Raw genomic sequence first — 21293 nt, 5'->3', positions numbered from 1 at the left:
CGGGTGCTTAGCTCAGTTGGTAGAGCGGCGCCCTTACAAGGCGTAGGTCGGGAGTTCGAGCCTCTCAGCACCCACCACCAATACAGAAAATTATCCAGTGCTTCATGGATCAGCAACACAGATCATACGAGCTTGGAGTGGTAGTTCAGTTGGTTAGAATACCGGCCTGTCACGTCGGGGGTCGCGGGTTCGAGTCCCGTCCGCTCCGCCAATAAAAGAAAAGCCCTTTGGTTCCTGGAACCGAAGGGCTTTTCCCATTCTGGAACAGCAAATGCACTAGAATCAGCGCTACCCTGACTCCGCCCCTGCCCGCATGCGCTTGCCCCGTAGTACTCCCCCCTATCTCGCCCTGCGGCTGCGCCTGGCCCATCATGCTTTGCTGCAATTTGCCGCCAGCCTGACGAGTTCCATGGAAATCTTCTTTTTCCTGGCCGGTCCCGTCCTGCTGGGCTTGCTCAGCGTCATCGCCCTGCCCGGCTTTCTCGCCGTGACGCACGCCTGGCCCACGGCACTGGCCATCCTGGGCGCGCAGGCGTTGCTCACTTGCCTGCCCGCCTGGCTGCTGCGCAAACGATTGTTGCCGGCCGGTACCGCCGCCTGGCTGCGCCAGCTCCCCTTGGCGCCGCGCCTGCGCTGGAAAGCCGATGTGGCCGTGGCCGGCCTGCTGATGCTGCCGCTGGGCCTTGCGTATGCCGTCTCGGCCAGCATCTGGCTGCTGCAGTCGCCGCCCTGGCTGCGCCCCATTGCCGCGCCCGGCATTGGGGCCACCCTCGGCGTCTGGCTGCTGGCCTGGCTGCTGACGACGCTCATCGTGGCACAGCGCCTGCGCGCGCCGCGCCCCGCCCAAAGGGCGCGCGCGCCCACGATGAGCACCTATGTGCCGCAGCACCCCCGCTGGTCTACCCTGTTCCTGTGGCGCCAGCTGTTCTGGCTGCCGTTCTGGCGCAACGAGAATGTGATCGGCCTGCAGCAAAGCGTGCTGCTGGCCACGGCGGGGGCCAGCATGCTGGCCTGGCTGCTGCGCGCGCCCCTGCTGCCCGCGCCACTGCTGGGCTTGCTGGCCAGCGCCAGCCTGGTCATCGTGACGGACCGCGGCGACAAGGCCGTGCGCGAGCAGATCGCCGTGCTGCGCCCCGTGCTGAACGCCTGGCCCCTGGCCAGCACGGCCCTGACGCGCCTGGCTTGCGCGGCCAGCCTGCTGCCAGCGTTTGCCGTGCTGCTGTCCGCCGGCGTCTTGCTGTACGCCACCGATCCCGCCGCCTTGCAGCAGCGCGTGACCAGGGTGTATGCCATCACCGCCAGCGTCGCCCTGCTGGCCATCGTCGGCCTGCCCCGCCTCACGGCGCGCGGGCGTGTCGCCCTCGTCGTCCTGTCCATCCTTGCCTTGAGCGCCATCGGAAGCGAATTATGGAATTGAATGCCTGTCCTCCCACCCTGCACATCGAGCACCTCGAGTTTCACTTCCCCACGCACAGCGTGTTCCAGGGGTTCAACCAGCAATTCGGCCCCGGCGTCACCTGGCTGCGCGGCGCCAACGGCGCCGGCAAGACAACCCTGCTGAAGCTGGCGGGCGGCGCCCTGCTGCCCGCGCGCGGCGCCATCCGCCTGAACGATATCGACAGCGGCTTCATGCCGCTGGCCTACCGCGCCCAGGCCTTCTATTGCGGCGGCGATGCACCCGCCCTGCCCTGGCTGCAGGTGCACGAGTTTCTCGACCTGCACCTGGCCCTGTACCCGGGCAGCGACCAGGCCCTGCTGAACGACGAGCTGAGCGCGTTTTCCCTGCTGCAGACCTTGCAGCAAAGCATCACCGCCCTGTCTCTGGGCCAGCATAAAAAACTGCAGCTGGCCCTGGCCCTGGCCTTGCCCGTGCGCCTGCTGCTGATCGACGAACCGTTCAATGGCCTCGACGCGGCCGCCATGGCGCACCTGCGCGCGCGCCTGGCCGAGCCATCGCGCCTGGCGCGCCAGTGCATCGTGCTGACCAGCCACCTGGCGCCGGACGTGCCGCTGGCGGCCACGGTGGAAATATAGACAGGAAATACAGCTTTGCAGATCGGCCAAGAACCGCTTACGATGCCGTGTTGCAAAAACCGGCGATCCCGGTGCAACCACGACGACAAAACAACGGCGCGCTGACCCGGCGCGCCAGGCTTATTCTTGGAGAAATCATGTTGAACACCCACCGCAGCGCCCTGGCCATCCTGTGCGCCGTCCTTGCCACCTCGGCCCTCGCCGCCGGCCCCACGGGCACGGCCGCCGACTATGGCACGCCCGCCCACCACGGCGCCGCCCAGCGCAGCATCGAACTGCAGGCCGATACCCGCCACATCAACGTCACGCGCGGCGAAACCGTCACCATCGCGCGCGCCGGCCAGCGTTTTACGTGGCACGTGCAAACTTTCAACAACAAGACCGTCTTTGCCCTAAGCGACATCGCGCCGAAGGACATGCCCGTCGACGGCATCGCGGTGTACGTGGCCGCCAATCCCCTGTACGCGGGCAGTTAAGTTTCTTTTACGCATAAAAAAACCGGAACCACCTTGCGGCAGTTCCGGTTTTTTCTTGATACGGATCAACGCTGGAATACTTACGCCGTCAGCGCTTCTTTCGCTGCCGATTCTTCGACCACTTCCTCGTCATCCGAGCGGATCAGGTGGTCAAAGGCGGACAAAGCTGCCTTGGCGCCTTCGCCGGTGGCGATGATGATCTGCTTGTACGGCACCGTGGTGACGTCGCCGGCCGCAAACACACCGGGAATCGAGGTCTGGCCGCGGGCATCGACTTCGATTTCGCCGTGGCGCGACAAGGCGACCGTGCCCTTGAGCCACTCCGTGTTCGGCACCAGGCCGATCTGCACGAAGACGCCTTCCAGCTCGACCTTCTTCGACTCGCCGCTGACCCGGTCCGTATAGCTGAGGCCATTGACGATCTTGCCGTCGCCGTGGATTTCGGTGGTCTGCGCCGACGTAATCACGGTCACGTTGGGCAGGCTGTGCAGCTTGCGCTGCAGCACCGCATCGGCACGCAGTTCCGCGCCGAACTCGATCAGGGTCACGTGTTTCACCAGGCCGGCCAAGTCGATCGCCGCTTCCACACCCGAGTTGCCGCCGCCGATCACAGCCACGCGCTTGCCCTTGAACAAGGGACCATCGCAGTGCGGGCAGTAGGCGACACCGTGGTTGCGGTATTCCTTCTCGCCCGGCACGTTGATTTCGCGCCAGCGAGCACCGGTGGCCAGGATGACGGTCTTGGCTTTCAGCACGGCGCCATTCGCCGTTTCAATCTCGATCAGCTTGCCTGGCGTTAATTTCGCGGCGCGCTGCGTGTTCATGATGTCGACGTCGTATTCCTTGACGTGCTGTTCCAGCGCCACGGCGAACTTCGGACCATCGGTTTCCTTGACGGAAATAAAGTTTTCGATGGCCAGGGTATCGAGCACCTGGCCGCCGAAACGCTCGGCCAGCACGCCCGTGTTGATGCCCTTGCGGGCCGCATAGATGGCCGCTGCCGCGCCGGCTGGGCCGCCGCCGACGATCAGCACGTCAAACACGTCTTTCTTGCTCAACGCTTCCGCCTGGCGGGCGCCGGCGTTGGTGTCGAGCTTGGCGAGGATTTCCTCGACATTCGTGCGTCCCTGGCCGAAATGCTGGCCATTCAGGAACATCATCGGCACGGCCATGATCTGGCGCGCTTCCACTTCTTGCGGGAACACGCCGCCATCGATGGTAGTGACCTTGATGCGCGGGTTGATCACGGCCATGGCATTCAATGCCTGCACCACTTCCGGGCAGTTATGGCAGGATAGCGAAATAAACGTTTCAAATTCGTAATCGCCGTCGAGGTTGCGGATCTGCTCGATCACGGCATCGTCGAACTTGATGGTGTGGCCGCCCACTTGCAGCAGCGCCAGCACCAGCGAGGTAAATTCGTGGCCCAGCGGCACACCGGCGAAACGCACGCCGATGTCGGAGCCGGTACGGTTGATGCTGAACGACGGTACCCGTACGCCAGCGTCAAGGCGCTCGACCAGCGTGATCTTGTCGCTCAACAGGACTATCTCCTGGAGCAATTCCTTCATCTCGCGGGCTTTTGCGCTGTCATCGAGAGAAGCGACCAGCTCAAGCGGATACACCACTTTTTCCAGGTAGGATTTCAGTTGGGTTTTGAGGGTTGCATCTAACATGATTTTTTCTTCCTTTACAAATATTTAGGCGAATGCCGGGCCGGACGCCCGGTCCGGCATCGCGGTAACTACTTGTTTGCTGCGTCGTGCATCGAGACTTAGATCTTGCCGACCAGGTCCAGCGATGGGGTCAGGGTTGCTGCGCCTTCCGTCCATTTGGCTGGGCACACTTCGCCTGGGTGAGCGGCAACGTATTGCGCTGCTTTGACTTTGCGCAACAGTTCCGATGCGTCACGGCCGATGCCGTTGTCATGCACTTCCAGCACTTTGATGAAGCCGTCCGGATTGATGACGAAGGTACCGCGCAGTGCCATGCCTTCTTCTTCGATCATGACTTCGAAATTGCGCGACAGGGCGCCGGTCGGGTCGCCGATCAGTGCGTATTGCACTTTCTTGATCGCGTCCGAGGTGTCGTGCCAGGCTTTGTGCGCGAAGTGCGAATCGGTCGAGATGCCGTAGACATCGACGCCCAGCTTCTGGAATTCAGCGTGGTGATCGGCCAGATCTTCCAGTTCGGTTGGGCAAACGAAGGTGAAGTCGGCTGGGTAGAAGACGAATACCGACCACTTGCCTTTCAGCGACGCTTCCGTCAGGTCGACGAATTTGCCATTGTGGTATGCGGTTGCCTTGAATGGTTTAACTTGGGTATTGATCAGCGACATTTCATTTCCTCTCGTGTGGTGAATCAGTAAGACTCTAGTGTAAGGGGTTTTAGCCCATATGCAAAATTGATTGTCACAATAGTTTCAATTGGTTTTAACTATCATGACGCTATGGGAACTCCATGATAGGCAGTTCCCACAGGATTGGATAGCGGTGACAGTGGATACCCCTGCCGCCGCCAGGTGTTTAGTTCTTTAACTCTTCCGGTACCTTGCCGCCGTTTTCCGCCAGCTTGATCATCACCTGGCGGTGCAGCCAGATATTCATGCTGGCCGAATCGTTGGTGTCGCCCGTGAAGTGCAGCTCTTGCGCCAGTTCCTTGCGTGCGGCCAGGCTGCTGTCGAGTTGAAGCAGTTTCATCAAGTCAACGATGGACGTGCGCCAATTGAGTGTTTCCGCATTCTTGCTGGCCAGGTCGACCAGCACCACTTCCACGTCCACCACCGGCACGGCAGCGGCAGGGGCTGCTGCAGGGGCGGCCGCCGCTGGCGCGTCGGTAGCGGCCGCCGGCGTGGCTGCCGGGGCAGCGTCGGACGAATGGTGGAAGATTTTATTGTAGATATTGCTGAAAATGCCCATGAGGTCACCTCGAGTTGAGTGAATGGAAGAAGGTTTGCCTGCGTAAGGTCCAGGACCCATGACAGCAAAGCCGGACGCAGGCGCCAGCCCGTCGAGTATAAGCCCGTTCAGGCCGGGAGCCCTGTCCCGCAGGCTTGCGTAACATCTGGTAGCGCGGCGCGCCTGTTTCAAGGGTGCAAAGGCCGCTGGGCGTGCAGCAGCGCATCGAACGCTTCGATGGCCAGCGGCGGCGCAAACAGATTGCCTTGCGCAAAATCACAGCCGATTCCCAGCAGCAATACGCGCTGCTCTTCGGTCTCCACCCCTTCGGCGATGACTTGCAAACCCAGCTTGTGGGCCATGGTGACGATGGCTTCGCACAGCACCAGTTCGCTGGCGCCGGGCGCCAGCTTGCGCACCAGCACGCCGTCGAGCTTCAGGTAATCGATGCCGCACTGCTGCAATTGCGTCAGCGAGGCATGACCGCTGCCAAAGTCGTCGAGGGCGATCTGCAAGCCCGCCTCGCGCAAGTGCTGCAGGCGTGGCGCCATGCTATTGCCGCTAGGTAAAAGCACATCTTCGCGCATGTCGAGCACGATGGCCGAAGGCGGCACATCGAGCGCCAGCAGCTGGCGCAGCCAGGTGCCGGGCGCCTCGACTTCGCGCTGCAATTCCAGCGACGACTGGTTCAGGCACAGCTGCAGCCCCGGCAAGCCGATGGCCTGGCCCTGCGCGCGCCAGTGCAGCAGCTGCGCGGCCGCCGTGCGCAGCACCCAGTCGCCGATCTCCACGATCAGGCCGCTGCTCTCGGCCAGCGCCAGAAAATCGGGCGGGCACACGATGCCCCGCTGCGGATGGTGCCAGCGCAGCAAGGCTTCCACTTTGGCAAGTTTGCCGCTATGCAGCTCGACGATGGGCTGATAATGCAGCTGCATCTGCTGTTCCCGCAGGGCCGTGCGCAAGTCCGCCCCCATGCGCATGCGGTTGACGGCCGCCACCTGCATGGCGGGCGTGAAATAACTGTAGCGGTTGCGCCCCGCGCCTTTCGAGACATACATGGCCTGGTCCGCCTGCTTGAGCAAATCCTCGATCGTGCCCGCGTCGTCCGGATACAGGGTGATGCCGATCGAGGCGGAAACGAAGGCCTGCTCCTGTCCCAGCAGAAACGGCGCCAGCAAGCCGTCGAGGATTTGCCGCGCGATGCGGTCGACTTGCTGCAAGTCATCGATATCGGACAGGATCACCGTGAATTCATCGCCGCCCAGGCGCGCCACCGTATCCGTCTCGCGCACGCCCACGCGGATGCGCCGCGCCGCCTCGATCAGCAAGATATCGCCCTGGTGGTGGCCGAGGGTGTCGTTGACTTCCTTGAAGTGGTCGAGGTCGATGAACAGGATGGCCACGCGGCTCGCGTCGCGCCGGCCTTGCGCCAGCGCCTGGCGCAGGCGCTCGTGGAACATGCGGCGGTTCGGCAGTTGCGTCAAGGTATCGAAATTGGCTTGCTGCCAGATCAGCGCTTCCGTTTGCCGCTTGTCCGTCACGTCTTCCAGCATGCACAGGTGGTGCGGGCCGCCATGGCGCGCCGTGGCGATGGCCGTCACCGAGGCATCGACCCACACCACGCCGCCATCGGGACGCACGATGCGCTTGGCGTGGCGAAAGCCCTGCATGCGCCGCGCCAGCAGCTGCGCCACGTGGGCCTGCTCGCCCGCCACATCGTCGGGATGGCTGATTTCCATCCAGCTCGTCTGCTTCATGTGCTCCAGCGTGCGCCCGGCGATGGCCAGATAGCGCGGATTGATATCCAGGAACTGTCCGCTCACGGTATCGATCAGGGCGATGCCCATGGGTGCCTGCTCGAACATGGTGCGAAAGCGCAACTCGCCCTGGCGGATGGTGTCTTCCGTACGGCGGCGCTCGCGCGCCAGATTGCTGAAGTGAAAGGCCGCCGACACGGCCAGCAGGCTGCCCGCCACGCCCAGCGACAGGTACAGCCAGCCCAGGTCCGCGCCCGGCACGGGACGGTACAAAAAACCCTTGTAGGCGCGGCTGTCCGTGGCATTGTCCGGCAGCACGCCCATGGCCGCATAGGTATCGGCGATATGCTGCCAGCGCTGGGGATTCATGTAGCCCGGCTCCACCAGCGTGGGCTGCAGCAGCAGTTCCATCTGCTGCGCCTCGTACAGCAGGTGCGCGCGGTCGTGGCGCTGGCTGTATTTGACATGGATCAGTTGCGCCATTTCCTCGCGGTGCGCCATCGCGTATTGCCAGCCGCGCAGGCTGGCCGCGCGGAACGCTTTCACGCGCTCGGGATGGCGGCGCAGTTCGTGCTCGCTGGTAAACAGATTGTCGCCGTAGAAATCGATGCCGGCCGTGCGCGGCGTAAACTGGTAATAGGGAAAGCCCGCCCGGTCCAGGTAGTCAGGTTCGTTGGTGGAATACGCGGCAATCGCATCGACCTTGCCCTCGATCAAATCCTCGACCCGGTAACTGGGCGGCAAGTGGCGCATCTGCTGCGGCGCGACGCCCATTTTCTGCAGGAACAACGACACTTCATCGGATGCGGACGCCACGTTGGCGGGCGCGCCTATCATCACGGAGGCGCCCGCCAGCCGGCGCACATCGGGCGCGCCGCCATGCTGGCGCATCAGCAGCACGCTGGGCGAATGCTGGAACACCACGGCCAGCACCACCACGGGCTTACCTGCCAGGCGGCTGAGCAGCAGGGTGCTGTTGCCCACGCCATACTCGGCCTGCCCCGTCAGCACGGCCGCCTCGGCGCGCGGCGCGCCGCTGCCTTCGAGCAGCGTCACGTCGAGGCCCGCCTCGCGGTAATAGCCTTGCTCGATGGCCGCGTAATAGCCGGCGAACTGGAACTGGTGCGTGAAATTGAGCTGCAGGGAGACGGGTTCCAGCGCCCGGGCTTGTGTGGCCAGACACAGCAGCAGGAAGAACAGGCCGCGCCAGCCGCGCGCCAGCCTGCCGGCGGGCGGCAAGACAAAGCGGAAAGCGTCGGGGGCTTTCATCGGCATGGCGGAACACCACAGGAAGCTGCCGAGCTGGCAGGGGTAAGGCTATTGTAGCCGCCCCTTTTGCCAAAGGATAATTATTTCAGAGAGGACAATAATGTTGATGTTTCTGGCAAACAATCTGGCGTTTGTTTGCGCTAGAACACGACACCTGCCACCAAAATGATGTTGGCATACGGACTGCATTCGCCCGTACGCACGATAGCGCGCGCGCCCTTGCTCAATTGCTTGAACTCCTCGTGCGTCACCTGGCGCGCATCGGGCAAGCCCAGGGCCGCCACCTGCGCCGCCATGGCCGGATTGTGCTGCGGCAGCTCGCTGGCGAGCAAATGGTATTCCACCTGCATTTCGCTCAGCACGGTATTCACGGTATCGATGAAGCCGGGAATGCCGCGCGTCAGGGCCAGGTCGATCAGGGGCACGCCCGGCTGCGACGGCAAGCCCGCATCGCCGATGACGAGCATGTCGCCATGCCCCAGCGACGCGATCAGTTGCGACAGCGCAATATTCAGCAGCGGTGATTTTTTCATGGTCTCAGAACAGCTCGTGCAAGTGGGGGATCGAGGTTTGCGCGCCGGGCTTGGTGACGCTCCAGGCGGCCGCGCGCTGGCCTTGTTGAATCGCTTCCGCCTCGTCCATGCCGGACGCCAGGCCCGCGACAAAACCGCCGATGAAGGTGTCGCCGGCAGCCGTCGTGTCGACCGCTTGCACCGCTTCGGCCGGGAAGGTGTAATCGCCGCCATACAGGGCCGCGTGCACGCCCTTGGAACCCAAGGTGATGATGACATTGTCGCTGCCCAGCTTTTGCAGCGCGGCCGCCAGCGCCTTGGCGTCCGCGCCTTCCGGGCTGACGCCGGCCAGCATGGCCGCTTCGATCTCGTTCGGGATCAGGTAGTCGACCAGTTCCAGCACGCCTTCCGGCAGGCTGGCGGCGGGGGCCGGGTTCAGCACCACGGTCTTGCCCAGCGAGCGGGCCAGTTGAATGGCGTGCACGACGGTGGCCATCGGCGTTTCCAGCTGCAGCACGACGATGTCCGCCTGCTCGATCAGCGCCTTGGCCGCGTCGATGTGCGCGGGGCTGAGCAGATCGTTGGCGCCGCCGGCGATCACGATACTGTTCTGGCCGTTGTCGTCGACGAGGATGGAAGCGATGCCGGACGCCACGCCCGGCAAGGTGGTGACGTGGCTGTCGATGATGCCGTCGCCCACGAGGGCCGCGCGCAGGGTGGCGCCGAAGGCGTCGTCGCCCACGCAGCCGACCATGGCCACTTGCTGGGCGCCCGCCACTTTGCCGCTCAGGCGCGCGCAGGCCACGGCCTGGTTGGCGCCCTTGCCGCCAGGGATGGTGCGAAAAGCGCCGCCCGTCAGGGTTTCGCCGGGGAGGGGCATGCGCGGCACGCGCAAGACCAGGTCCATATTGATGCTGCCGATAACCACGATCATGATGTCATTCCCATCAGTTCAGTTGCAGGAGAAGAAGTAGGTACAGCAGAAGGTACGGTGGCGGCCACGCTGGAGCCGCGCACGTACAGTGCGGGTGCGATGCTGCGCTGCTGGCGCGGCAAGGCGGGATCGGCGATGCGCGCCAGCAGGCACGCGGCCGTGATGTGGCCCAGCTCGCGCGTATTTTGCGCCACGCTGGTCAAGGCCGGATGCACGAAGCTGGCCAGGTCGATATCGTCGAAGCCGACGACGGCCAGTTCGCCGGGCACGGCAATGCCGCGCTCGGCGGCGGCGCGCAGGGCACCAAAAGCCATCAGGTCATTGCAGCAGAACAGGGCGTCGGGGCGCTCGCCCTGGGGCAGCGCCAGCAAGTCCAGCGCGGCCGCATAGCCGCCCGCGCTCGTGAAATCGCCATGCACGCACAGGGCGTCAGCCAGGACCACGCCCGCCTCCGCCATGGCGCTGCGCGCGCCGGCGATGCGTTCGTTGGAAATGCTCACTTCGCGGGGACCGGCGATGCAGGCGAGGCGCCGGCGTCCCAGCTCCAGCAAATGGCGCGCGGCCAGGGCACCGCCGGCGCGGTTGTCGACGGCCACGGCATCGATGGCCAGGTCGCTGGGCGCGCGGTCGAGCAGCACGGCCGGCACCTTCATCTTGCGCAGCAGTTCGCCATCGCTGTCGGCCAGCGCGGACAAAATCAGGCCGTCGCAGCGCTTGGTCAGCAGCACGTTCAGGTAGTCGCGCTGCTTGACGGGGTCGTCATCGGAATTGCACAAAATCACGCTGTAGCCGGCCGCGTAGCAGCTGTCCTCGATGCCGCGCGCCACTTCCGAAAAATACGGATTCGTATTGTTCGGAATGATCAGGCCGATGGTGCCCGTGCTGCGGCTGCGCAAGGAGCGCGCCAGCGCGCTGGGCACGTAATGCAGTGCCTCCGCCGCCGCCAGCACGGCGCGGCGCGCCTCGTCGCTGACGGGGCGGGTATTGTTGAGGACGTGCGAGACGGTGGTAAACGATACCCCCGCCGCCTGCGCCACTTGCTTGATGGTTGCCATGGGCCGGTATTATGAACGCTCGCCGCGGCGGCGGTAGGTATCGAGCACCACGGCCGCGACGATCACCAGGCCCGTGACGATGCGCTTCACGGGTTCCGACACGCCCACTTGCGCCAGGCCCGCTTCCAGCACGGAAATGATCAACACGCCGATAAACGTGCTGATGACGGAACCGCGCCCGCCCATCAGGCTCGTGCCGCCGATCACGACGGCGGCGATCACTTGCAATTCCATGCCCACGCCGCCGTTCGGGTCGGCCGCTTCCAGGCGCGAGACCTGGAACAGGGCGCCCACGCCGGCCAGAAAGCCCATCAAGGCAAACACCAGCACTTTCGACGGTTTCGTATTGATGCCGGACAAACGCACGGCTTCTTCATTCGTGCCGATGCCGATCCAGTGGCGTCCCAGCACCGTGCGCGTGAGCACCAGGTGGCCGATGACGACGATGGCGATCGAGGCGATGAAGGCGGGCGACAGGCCAAACGCGATCGGCGAGCTGATGCCGTCAACGGCGCTGCCGATGTATTCCGTGCGCGAATTGGTCACCTGATAGGCCATGCCGCGCGCCATTTCCAGCACGCCCAGGGACACAATGAAGGAGGGTATGCGCCAGCCGACGGAAATCAGGCCCGTCGTGGCGCCGCACAGGGCCGCGACGAACATGCCCAGCAGGGCCGCGCTCCACACGGGCCAGCCCCAGTGCACGACGGCCAGCGACAGCACGGAAGCGGCCAGCGCCATCACGGAACCGACGGACAAATCGATGCCGCCGATGATCAGCACAAACGTCATGCCGACGGCCATCACGACCAGAGTCGGGATGTTGTTCGACAGGGTACTCAAGGTCGCCAGGGTAAAGAAGTTTTCGCTGGCAAACGAAAACAGCACGCACATGGCCAGCAAAGCGCCGATCAGGCCCGCATAGTTTTTCAGGTCGGCCAGGCTGCGCTGCAGATACGAAGGAGAGGAGTTGGAGGTCATGGGAATCTTTCCGGCGGATCAGGCCGCAGCTGGAGTGGAGTTGGGGGTCAAATAGCCGGAGAAGGCGGCCGACAGCAGCGCGTCCTGGCTCCAGGCGCCGCGCTCGAAGGTGTCGACGATGCTGCCGGCGCTCATGACGGCGATGCGGTCGCAGATCAGCATCAGTTCGCGCAAGTCGCTCGAGACGATGACGAGGCCCTTGCCCTGGCGCGCCTGTTCGGACAGCACCTGATAAATATCAAACTTGGCGCCGATATCGATGCCGCGCGTGGGCTCGTCGAACAGCATCACGGGGCAATCGCGGTACAGCCAGCGGGCGATCACCACCTTTTGCTGGTTGCCGCCGGACAGCTCCGCCACCGTTTGCGCGCTGTTGCGCGAGCGGATGCCCAGGCGCTGGATGTAATCGTCGGCCACCGACGCTTCGGCCGCGTCGTTGAGCCAGCCTGCGCCACTGACGGTGTCGAGCGAGGCCAGGGTCGTGTTGACGGCGATCGACTGGCGCAGCAACAAACCTTGTCCCTTGCGGTCTTCCGTGATCATGGCGATGCCGGCTTGCACGGCCGCCTGCGGCGAGTGCAAGGCGGCGGGTATTTCGCTGTCGCCGAGGAACACGTCACCGGCGTCCGCGCGGTCGGCACCGAAGATCAAACGCAGCAATTCCGTGCGGCCCGAGCCGATGAGGCCGGCGATACCGAGGATTTCGCCCGCGCGCAAGTCAAACGACGTCGGGTTGACGACCTTGCCGCGCGCCAGGCCCCGCACGCGCAGCAGCGGCGCGCCGATGGTGCGCCCGCTCAGGTCGACGGCATCGTCGGCCGAGCGGCCCACCATCAGGCTGACCAGGTCGGCCGCGGAGTGGCCGGCGATATCGTCATCGCACACGAGCTGGCCATCGCGCAGCACGGCGATGCGGTCAGCCACGCGCTTGAGTTCTTCCAGCCGGTGGGAAATATAGATGATGCACACGCCGTCGGCCTTCAGGCGCTCGATCTGCAGGAACAGCAATTCCACTTCGCGGTGCGTCAGCATGGCCGTCGGCTCATCTAACACCAGCAGGCGGCAAGCGCCGATCAGGTTGCGCGCGATTTCGATCATTTGCTGGTGGCCAATGCCCAGTTCGCCCACGAGGGTCCACGGATCGAGGCCGCCCAGGCCCACTTTCTCCATCTGTTCGCGCGCGTCGCGTTCGAGACGGGCGCGGTCGATGAAGCCGAAGCGCTGCGGCAGATTTTTCAAATACAGGTTTTCCGCGATCGACAGGGTGGGAATCAAATTCAATTCCTGCATCACCATGCGGATGCCCAGCGCCTCGGCGGCGCCGCGCGAAGCGGGCTGGTAGGGCTTACCGTCGAGCAACATCGTACCCGTGGTGGCTTGCTCCAGGCCGCAGATGATCTTCGACAGGGTACTCTTGCCCGCGCCGTTCTCGCCCGTCAGCGCCAGCACCTGGCCAGGAGCGAAGCGCAGGCCCACGCCGCCCAGCACGGGGCCGACATAGGACTTGCCGATGTTGTCCAAGGTCAATAGAGGGATGGCGGCTGAGGGCGCCGGGGGGATGTCGGTAGGCATGATAAAACTCCGCGGTAGTGGCGGCGGGGCCGGCGCCGCAGCCTCAGGCAGAGACGCGGACGCTGGCCCCGGCGGGATCAGACGATCAGGACTTGGCGCCCTTGGCGACCAGTTCGACCTTGGTTTCGATGACGCCACCCAGATCGCCCTGTTTCTTCTTCTGCGCCAAAGCTTTCAGCACGGTGTCGATGCCGAACACGGCTTGCTGCGAACCGAACTGGTCGGCGGTAGCCAGCACGCGGCCATCGGCCAGCATCGGCTTGATGGCGTTGATGTTGTCGTAGCCGACGACGAGCACTTTGCCCGTCTTGCCGGCCGCCTTGATGGCGGACACGGCGCCGATGGCCATGTTATCGTTTCCGCACAGCAAAGCCTTGATATTCGGGTTGGCGTTCAGCATGGCGGCCGCCACCGTGTTGGCGGGGGCGATTTCCCACTGGCCCGACTGTACGCTGACCACTTTGGCACCGGCCGCGTTCATGGCGTCCTGGAAGCCCAGGGTGCGCTGCTGCGCGTTGTAGGTGGTCGACACGCCTTCGATGATGCCGACGGGGTCGCCCTTCTTGATCTGTTTGGCCAGGAAGTCGCCGACGACCTTGGCGCCCTTGCGGTTGTCCGGGCCGACGAACGGCACGGTGATGCCCTTCTCTTTCAGCGCGCCCTCGTCGAGCTTGTTGTCGATATTGACGACGATGATGCCCGCGTCGATGGCTTTCTTCAGCACCGGCACCAGCGCCTTCGAGTCGGCCGGGGCGATCACCAGCGCGTTGACGCGCGAGACGATCATTTGCTCGACCAGCTTGATCTGGCTTGACGTATCCGTTTCATCCTTGATGCCGTTCGACAGCAGGTCGTACTTGGCGGCATTGGCCTTCTGATGCGCCTTGGCGCCATTTTCCATGGTCAGGAAAAATTCATTGGCGAGCGACTTCATCACCAGTGCGACCTTCGGCTTGGCCGGCGTTTGCGCCATCGCCGGTACGGCGGGCAAGGCACATACCAGGACAGCGGCGGCAATCATTTTCAGGCGAATACGGGATGTCATGAGCGTCTCCAGAGTTGTTGGTCAAGCACGTGTACTGCATGCTTTTGAGGAAATTCGTTGCGCGCAAACGTTTGCGCGAAGCGAATAGTGCCTCAATGCCCCATATCAGTGCAAGCAAAACTGTATGTGCGGTGCAGCAAAAGGGCGACGCCCAGAGGGAAACGGGCAGGCCGATGCGATCGGCCTGCCGAGGGGAAATACGCGGAAGTCAGGCGTTTGTTGCGGGACGGGCGCTGGCCCACTGCACGGCCAGCACGCTGGCCAGTACCAGCAGCAAGCCCAGCATCGACCAGCCCGTCATGGCCTGGCCCAGCAAGGCCCAGCCCAGCACGACGGCCATCAGGGGACTGAGCAGTCCCAGCGAGGAGACGGCTACGGGCGACAGGCGGGCGATGCCGCGAAACCACAAGGCATAGGCCAGCAGAGCGCCGGCCAGGCACAGGTAGGCGTAGGCCAGCACTTGCTGCAACGACAAGGCGGGCAGCGGGGCGTCGGCCAGCCAGGCGACGGGTGCCAGCATCAGGCCACCGAGCAGCAATTGCCAGCCCGTCAGCACCAGCACCGGCAAGTCCGGCTTCCAGCGCCGCGTCAGGTAGGTGCCGGCCGCCATGCAGGCCGTGCCGCCCAGCGCGGCGGCGATGCCGACGGGTTCCCACACCGTGCGCGGCGACAATAACAGAACGGCCATGCCGGCCACGCCCAGCACGCTGGCGCCCAGGGCCACGCGGGCTGGACGGCGCCCTTCCACGCCCCAGGCCAAACCCATCACCAGCAGCGGCTGGATGGCGCCCACCACGGCCGCCAAGCCGCCCGGCAAGCGGTAGGCGGCCACGAACAGCAGCGCCTGGAATACGCCGATATTCAGTGCGGACAGGATCAGCACGCGGCCCCAGTCGCGCCGCGCGGGCAGGCGCCGCATGATCAGCAGCAACAGCAGACCGGCCGGCAGCACGCGGATCAGGGCTGCCGTGAAGGGCCGGTCCGGCGGCAGCAGTTCGGACGTGACGATATACGTGGAACCCCAGATCAGGGGCGCCAGCGCCGTGAGCACGATATCGCCCCAGGCGGGGCGGGCAGCGGAGGCAGGCATGAACTATCTCGACGTTAAGATAAAAGTCCAGTGTGGTCGCAAACTATCTTGATGTCAAGATAAATACGCCGACATGGGCGATGCTGCCAGGCATAAAAAAACCCGGCGCGCAGGCCGGGTTCTTGTTGCAACGCTGAAAGCTTAGCGGCGCCCGCTGCGGGCCGGCGTGCCGCCCTTGGCAGGCGGCTTGCTGCCACGGCCAACGGGAGCGGCAGCCGGCTTGGCCTTCGTCTTGATGGTCGACAAGATCGATGGACGCACTTTCGACTCGACGGCCGTGGCCTTCGGCGCCGCGGCCGTACCGCCCAGGGCGATGCGGTTCTTGCCGGGCGTGACCTTGAACTTGTCCGGCGTGCCGGCGCCATGCGTCTGACGGCTGCGTTCGCCAGCGGCCAGGCCGCCCGACTCGGACGAGGTCCAGGCGGGTATCAAATGCTTGTCGCCATTGCCGATCAAGTCGCCACGCCCCATGTTGACCAGCGCTTCGCGCAGGATCGGCCAGTTGGCCGGATCCTGGTAGCGCAGGAAGGCCTTGTGCGTGCGGCGGATCTTGCCGCTGCGGGCCGTTTCCACCACTTCCGAATCGGCCGTCACCTTGCGCAGGGGATTCTTGCGCGTGTGGTACATGGTCGTGGCCATGGCCATCGGCGTAGGCATGAAAGTCTGCACCTGGTCCAATTTAAAATTGTTTTTCTTCAGCCACAGGGCCAGGTTCAACATGTCCAGGTCCGTCGTGCCCGGATGGGCGGCGATGAAATACGGGATCAGGTATTGCTTCTTGCCTGCTTCCAGCGAGAAACGGTCGAACATTTCCTTGAATTCGTCATACGCGCCGATGCCGGGCTTCATCATCTTCGATAACGTCCCCTCTTCCGTGTGCTCAGGGGCAATCTTCAACAGGCCGCCCACGTGGTGCGTCACCAGCTCTTTGACGTACTCGGGCGACCGCACGGCCAGGTCATAGCGCAAGCCCGAGCTGATCAAGACTTTCTTGATGCCGGGAATGGCGCGCGCCTTGCGGTACAGCGAGATGAGCTTGCTGTGGTCCGTGCCCAGGTTGACGCAGATGGACGGATACACGCACGACAGGCGGCGGCACGACACTTCGATCTCTTTTTCCTTGCAGGCCAGGCGGTACATATTCGCCGTCGGGCCACCCATATCGGAAATGGTGCCCGTAAAGCCTTTGGTTTTATCGCGGATATGCTCAATCTCGCGCAGGATCGACGGTTCCGAACGGCTCTGGATGATGCGGCCTTCGTGCTCCGTGATCGAGCAGAAGGTGCAGCCGCCGAAGCAGCCGCGCATGATGTTGACGGAAAAGCGGATCATTTCCCAGGCGGGGATATGCGCCTTGCCATAGCTCGGGTGCGGCGCGCGCGCATAGTTCATGTCGTACACGCCATCCATCTCGTCCATGGCCAGCGGCAGCGGCGGCGGGTTGAGCCACACGTCGCGTTCGCCGTGCGCCTGCACCATGGCGCGTGCATTGCCGGGATTCGATTCCAGGTGGAACACGCGCGACGCATGCGCATACATGACGGGGTCATCCTTGACGACGTCGTAGGCGGGCAAGCGCACCACCGTCTTGTCGTGCTTTTCCTTGGCCATGGCCAGGCGCTCTTCGCGGCTCATGATACGGATGGGCTTGATGACTTCGGCCGATTTCGACGCATTCTCGGTCGCGCAGGCGGTCTTGTCTTCCTGCACCATCTCGTAGGGACTGTAGTGCGGGTCGATCTTGCCGGGCACGTCAACGCGGGTGGAATTGTGCACGCCCCAGTCGTCGCCTGGCAGCCAGCCGGCCGGCACCATGAAGGCCGTGCCGCGCAAGTTGCGGATATCCTTGATGTTTTCGCCGGCGGCCAGGCGGTGCGTCAGGTCGACCAGCGCACGCTCGGCATTGCCAAAGATCAACAAATCAGCCTTGGAATCGGGCAAGACGGAACGGCGGACCTTGTCCGACCAGTAATCGTAATGGGCGATGCGGCGCAAGGACGCCTCGATGCTGCCGATGACGATGGGCACGTCGGAATACGCTTCGCGCGCGCGCTGGGCGTACACGGTGACGGCGCGGTCCGGGCGCTTGTTCGGTTCGGCATTCGCCGTGTAGGCATCGTCGGAGCGGATCTTGCGGTCGGCCGTGTACTGGTTGACCATGGAATCCATGTTGCCGGCGGTAATGCCGTAGTACAGGCGCGGCTTGCCGAGGATGCGGAAGGCGTCGGCCGACAGCCAGTCCGGCTGGCTGATGATGCCGACGCGATAACCCTGCGCTTCGAGCAGGCGGCCGACCAGGGCCATGCCGAAGCTCGGATGGTCGATGTAGGCGTCGCCCGTGACGAGGATGACGTCGCACTGGTCCCAGCCCAGCGCGTCCATCTCGGCACGCGACATCGGCAGGAAAGGCGCCACGGCAGCGCGGGCAGACCGCTTGGGAACGGTCGCAAATAAATTGGTAGGGGAGCTCATAGGGTACGGATTGTACCGGAATTGGCCATTTCCAACCTGACGGCCTGCTTTTTACTGTTGGATTTCAGTACAAAAAACGTTTATTTTTCAATCACTTGGGGAATTTCTATCGAGAAATTGTGACTGAGGAGCAGTTTTTATCATTGCATCAACATCGTCTCGGCGCCTCTCAAAACCGTAGCGAGCAAGCTCAATGCCGGGTTGAGTAGCGGAGCCGTACGAAGGTACGGTGAGCAACGGATGCCCGGCAGTGGGCTGCGCAGTAGGTTTTCAGAGGTGCATCAAATCCCCATATTGGCAAGAATCTCACCCAGTTCGCGCAACGCCGGCTCCAGTTTCGGATGCTTGACGGCAAACTTGGCCGACAATTCCTGGCTGCGCTCGGCCAGGCCATAGGTGGTCGACTCTTCTTCCTGTTCCTCGGCGGCGCGCTTTTCCATCAGCAACTTGATGTCGACATCGAGTTTTTGCAGCAAACCATGCAGTTCTTCATCGACGGGACCACTGGTTGCGAGTGTCGAATGCAGCTGTTGCAGCGATTCCTTGAGTTTGCTATCCATGTTTTTTCCTGTCAGTCAGTAAATTGCGTGTCCAGGTACAGCTGTTCCACCTTGCTCCTGGCCCACGGGGTCTTGCGCAAAAACTTCAGGCTCGACTTGATGCTGGGATCGCTGATGAAGCAATTGATATCGATGTGCTTGGCCAAGCCGTCCCAGCCGTAGTGGGCGTGCAGGCGCGTCACGATACCTTCCAGGGTAATGCCATTCAAATCTTGCTGACTCATATACTCTTTCGACTGCCTTCTTGTTTACATCTTACTCAATTCTACGCCGCCGGCACAGAAAGCTTGCGTGCGCCAGGTCAACGCAACGCAAGCTTCTGATGAGGACGTCTTACTTGGCGTTCAAGCCGCGGCGTTCCAGCAACGGTTCCACGGTGGCATCGCGGCCGCGGAAGTCGCGGAACAGCTGCAGCGCATCGACGCTGCCGCCGCGCGACAGCAATTTGCTGCGGAACCAGTCGCCATTCTTGCGCGTCAAGCCGCCGTTTTCCTTGAACCAGTTGACCGACTCCGCGTCCAGCTTTTCCGACCACAGGTAGGCGTAATACGCCGCCGAGTAGCCGCCCGAGAAGCTGTGCGAGAAGTAGCTGGTGCGGTAGCGCGGCGGCACGGGCGCGTAATCGACACCAGCGTCTTTCAACGATGCCGCTTCAAAGGCCAGCACGTCCGTCGGGATCTGGCTCGGCGCCAGCTGGTGCCAGCGCTGGTCCAGCAGGGCCGCCGACAGATATTCCGTCGTCATGAAGCCCTGGTTGAATTTCTTCGCCGCCGTGACCTTGTCGAGCAATTCCTGCGGCATGGCCGCGCCGCTCTGGTAGTGCTTGGCGTAGTTTTGCAGCACTTCCGGCCAGACGGCCCACATTTCATTGACTTGCGATGGATACTCGACGAAGTCGCTCGGCACGCTGGTGCCGGCAAAGCGCGGGTATTTCACGTTCGAGAACATGCCGTGCAGCGCATGGCCGAATTCGTGGAACATGGTCGTCACTTCATCGAACGTCAGCAAGGTCGGCTGGCCGACGGGCGGCTTCGGAATGTTCAATTGATTGGCGACGACGGGATGCGTGCCCATCAGCGATGATTGCGACACATATTCATTCATCCACGCGCCGCCATGCTTATTGCCGCGCGCATAGAAATCGGCGATGAACAGGGCCAGCGGCTTGCCGTTGGCATCCAGAACGTCGTAGACGCGCACATCCGGGTTGTACACCGGCAAGTCCTTGCGCTCCTTGAAACTGATGCCGTACAACTTGTTCGCGGCAAAGAAGACGCCATTGTTCAGCACGCTGTTCAATTCCAGGTACGGTTTCAGCTCGTTTTCATCGAAATTGAAACGCTGCTTGCGCAGCTTGTCCGTGTAGATGGCCCAGTCGGCCGCTGCCACCTGGAAACCGCCCTTTTCCGCATCGACCACTTGCTGCAGGTCGGCCGCTTCGCGGCGCGCATTCGCGACGGCCGGCTTTGCCAGTTCCGACAGCAGGGTGTTGACGGCCGTCGTGGTCTTGGCCGTCTGGTCTTCCAGCGAGTACGCGGCGTAGTTAGCGTAACCGAGCAAAGTCGCCCGTTCGGCGCGCAGTTTGGCCAGCTTCAGCACGATGGCGCGGTTGTCGAACTCGCCGCCCTGGCTGCCCCGGTTCAGCGAGGCATCCATCAAACGCTGGCGTGTCTTGCGATCCGTCAATACAGCCAGCGGCGGCTGGCCGCTGGTGTTCACGAGGGCGATGACGAACTTGCCCGTCAAGCCCCGTTCCTTGGCGGCCGTGGCGGCCGTATCGATATCGCTGTCCGTCATGCCGGCCAGTTCGGCGCGCGTGTCGACGACGATGCTCTTGGCATTCGTTTCCTTCAGCACGTTTTGCGCGAAGGCCGTTTCCAGGCCCGCCTGCTCAGCGTTATAGGCTTTCAGTTTTTCCTTGTCCGCATCGGACAGCTTGGCGCCGGCGCGCACGAAATCCGTGTGATAGCGTTCGAGCAGGCGCAGGGATTCGGCATCGAGGCCCAGCTTGTCGCGCTTGGCATACAGGGTGTCGATGCGGGCGAACAGTTTCGGGTTCAGGGTGATGGCATCGCCATGCGCGGCCAGTTTCGGCGACACGTCCACTTCCACCGCTTCCAGCACGGCATTGGTATTGGTCGACGTCATGTTGCTGAAGATGCTCTGCACGCGGTGCAGCAGCTGTCCCGTGCGCTCGAGGGCCACGATGGTGTTCTCGAACGTGGCCGGCTGGCGGTTGTTGGCGATGGCATTGACTTCGGCCAGCTGGCGTTTCATGCCTTCGGCAAACGCCGGTGCATAGTGACCATCCTTGATCAGGCCGAACTGCGGCATCTGGAACGGCAGCGGACTCACTTTGAGCAGGGGGTTCTGGGCGCTGACGGCGGCGGCAGGTGCAGCGGCGGCGGCCATGGCGGATGGGGCGGCGTGGGCCAGCATGACGCTGGCGGCGATGACGAGCAGTTGTGGACGGATCATGACATCTTTCAGGAAGCGCGGGGAAGAACCGCGATCGCGTCGCGGGCCAGTGGCAGATCATAGCAGCCTGTCACACGGGCGTCATCCAACATGGGCGATCCTGTGGTGCAGCACGCAAAATGCGCGGTTTACCACGGTTTACTGTCAAAATCGCCAAATAA

General features: G+C 63.3%; 18 protein-coding genes and 2 tRNA genes. 5 read left to right on the top strand and 15 right to left on the bottom strand.

The genetic code is table 11. The annotated features are described in order from the left end of the window. Nucleotide 1 precedes the first annotated feature (1 nt). The 5 genes from AC1RJW_RS27180 to AC1RJW_RS27160 all read left to right on the top strand — a co-directional run bounded on the left by AC1RJW_RS27180 (nucleotide 2) and on the right by AC1RJW_RS27160 (nucleotide 2510). A tRNA-Val gene (locus AC1RJW_RS27180) sits at nucleotides 2–77 on the top strand. Between the two features lie 57 nt (nucleotides 78–134). Continuing rightward, nucleotides 135–211, top strand: a tRNA-Asp gene (locus tag AC1RJW_RS27175). Nucleotides 212–409: 198 nt separating this feature from the next. Further along, on the top strand, nucleotides 410–1417 hold the full coding sequence (locus AC1RJW_RS27170) for a hypothetical protein (RefSeq protein ID WP_493047661.1): 1008 nt from the start codon (nucleotides 410–412) through the stop codon (nucleotides 1415–1417). Further along, entirely contained in the window at nucleotides 1408–2034 is a 627-nt protein-coding gene (locus AC1RJW_RS27165) for an ABC transporter ATP-binding protein (protein ID WP_493047660.1), read from the top strand. Before AC1RJW_RS27170 ends, AC1RJW_RS27165 begins: the two co-directional genes overlap by 10 nt. Nucleotides 2035–2171: 137 nt before the next feature. Beyond that, a complete protein-coding gene (locus tag AC1RJW_RS27160; RefSeq protein WP_493047659.1) occupies nucleotides 2172–2510 on the top strand; it encodes a CzcE family metal-binding protein in 339 nt (112 codons plus the stop codon). A gap of 80 nt (nucleotides 2511–2590) precedes the next feature. Here AC1RJW_RS27160 and ahpF read toward each other — a convergent pair whose 3' ends face one another. The 15 genes from ahpF to AC1RJW_RS27085 all read right to left on the bottom strand — a co-directional run bounded on the left by ahpF (nucleotide 2591) and on the right by AC1RJW_RS27085 (nucleotide 21132). Then, the gene (gene ahpF, locus AC1RJW_RS27155) at nucleotides 2591–4186 is read right to left on the bottom strand and encodes an alkyl hydroperoxide reductase subunit F (protein WP_493047658.1); all 1596 of its coding nucleotides are present in this window, start codon (nucleotides 4184–4186) and stop codon (nucleotides 2591–2593) included. 98 nt (nucleotides 4187–4284) lie between these two features. Continuing rightward, nucleotides 4285–4848: an alkyl hydroperoxide reductase subunit C gene (ahpC, locus tag AC1RJW_RS27150; protein ID WP_092717461.1), complete on the bottom strand. Its 564-nt coding sequence runs from the start codon at nucleotides 4846–4848 to the stop codon at nucleotides 4285–4287. Nucleotides 4849–5035: 187 nt separating this feature from the next. Then, the gene (locus AC1RJW_RS27145; RefSeq protein ID WP_493047657.1) at nucleotides 5036–5428 is read right to left on the bottom strand and encodes a DUF3597 domain-containing protein; all 393 of its coding nucleotides are present in this window, start codon (nucleotides 5426–5428) and stop codon (nucleotides 5036–5038) included. Between the two features lie 167 nt (nucleotides 5429–5595). After that, nucleotides 5596–8439 (bottom strand): EAL domain-containing protein, encoded by a 2844-nt coding sequence (locus tag AC1RJW_RS27140; protein ID WP_493047656.1) that lies wholly within the window; start codon nucleotides 8437–8439, stop codon nucleotides 5596–5598. A 134-nt stretch (nucleotides 8440–8573) separates the two neighbouring features. Beyond that, nucleotides 8574–8966 (bottom strand): D-ribose pyranase, encoded by a 393-nt coding sequence (rbsD, locus tag AC1RJW_RS27135; RefSeq protein WP_475416672.1) that lies wholly within the window; start codon nucleotides 8964–8966, stop codon nucleotides 8574–8576. Between the two features lie 4 nt (nucleotides 8967–8970). After that, entirely contained in the window at nucleotides 8971–9879 is a 909-nt protein-coding gene (gene rbsK / locus AC1RJW_RS27130; RefSeq protein ID WP_493047655.1) for a ribokinase, read from the bottom strand. After that, the gene (locus AC1RJW_RS27125; protein ID WP_493047654.1) at nucleotides 9876–10934 is read right to left on the bottom strand and encodes a LacI family DNA-binding transcriptional regulator; all 1059 of its coding nucleotides are present in this window, start codon (nucleotides 10932–10934) and stop codon (nucleotides 9876–9878) included. Before AC1RJW_RS27125 ends, rbsK begins: the two co-directional genes overlap by 4 nt. Nucleotides 10935–10943: 9 nt before the next feature. Then, entirely contained in the window at nucleotides 10944–11915 is a 972-nt protein-coding gene (locus tag AC1RJW_RS27120; RefSeq protein ID WP_070312235.1) for an ABC transporter permease, read from the bottom strand. An 18-nt stretch (nucleotides 11916–11933) separates the two neighbouring features. Further along, a complete protein-coding gene (locus AC1RJW_RS27115) occupies nucleotides 11934–13487 on the bottom strand; it encodes a sugar ABC transporter ATP-binding protein (RefSeq protein WP_493047653.1) in 1554 nt (517 codons plus the stop codon). An 85-nt stretch (nucleotides 13488–13572) separates the two neighbouring features. After that, nucleotides 13573–14532: a sugar ABC transporter substrate-binding protein gene (locus AC1RJW_RS27110; protein WP_493047652.1), complete on the bottom strand. Its 960-nt coding sequence runs from the start codon at nucleotides 14530–14532 to the stop codon at nucleotides 13573–13575. 208 nt (nucleotides 14533–14740) lie between these two features. Next, nucleotides 14741–15622 (bottom strand): EamA family transporter, encoded by an 882-nt coding sequence (locus AC1RJW_RS27105; protein ID WP_493047651.1) that lies wholly within the window; start codon nucleotides 15620–15622, stop codon nucleotides 14741–14743. Nucleotides 15623–15763: 141 nt separating this feature from the next. Further along, on the bottom strand, nucleotides 15764–18019 hold the full coding sequence (locus AC1RJW_RS27100; RefSeq protein ID WP_493047665.1) for a YgiQ family radical SAM protein: 2256 nt from the start codon (nucleotides 18017–18019) through the stop codon (nucleotides 15764–15766). Nucleotides 18020–18375: 356 nt separating this feature from the next. Continuing rightward, complete coding sequence (locus AC1RJW_RS27095; protein WP_493047650.1) at nucleotides 18376–18654, bottom strand: DUF4404 family protein; 279 nt, start codon at nucleotides 18652–18654, stop codon at nucleotides 18376–18378. A gap of 11 nt (nucleotides 18655–18665) precedes the next feature. Then, nucleotides 18666–18878 (bottom strand): VF530 family protein, encoded by a 213-nt coding sequence (locus AC1RJW_RS27090; RefSeq protein ID WP_071326083.1) that lies wholly within the window; start codon nucleotides 18876–18878, stop codon nucleotides 18666–18668. Between the two features lie 109 nt (nucleotides 18879–18987). Beyond that, on the bottom strand, nucleotides 18988–21132 hold the full coding sequence (locus tag AC1RJW_RS27085; protein ID WP_493047649.1) for a M3 family metallopeptidase: 2145 nt from the start codon (nucleotides 21130–21132) through the stop codon (nucleotides 18988–18990). Nucleotides 21133–21293 lie beyond the last annotated feature (161 nt).

The organism is Janthinobacterium sp. GW822-FHT07A03, from assembly GCF_058798815.1.
Note: the sequence above shows the minus strand (reverse complement) of the source record. Positions and strands in the feature narration are given on the sequence as shown.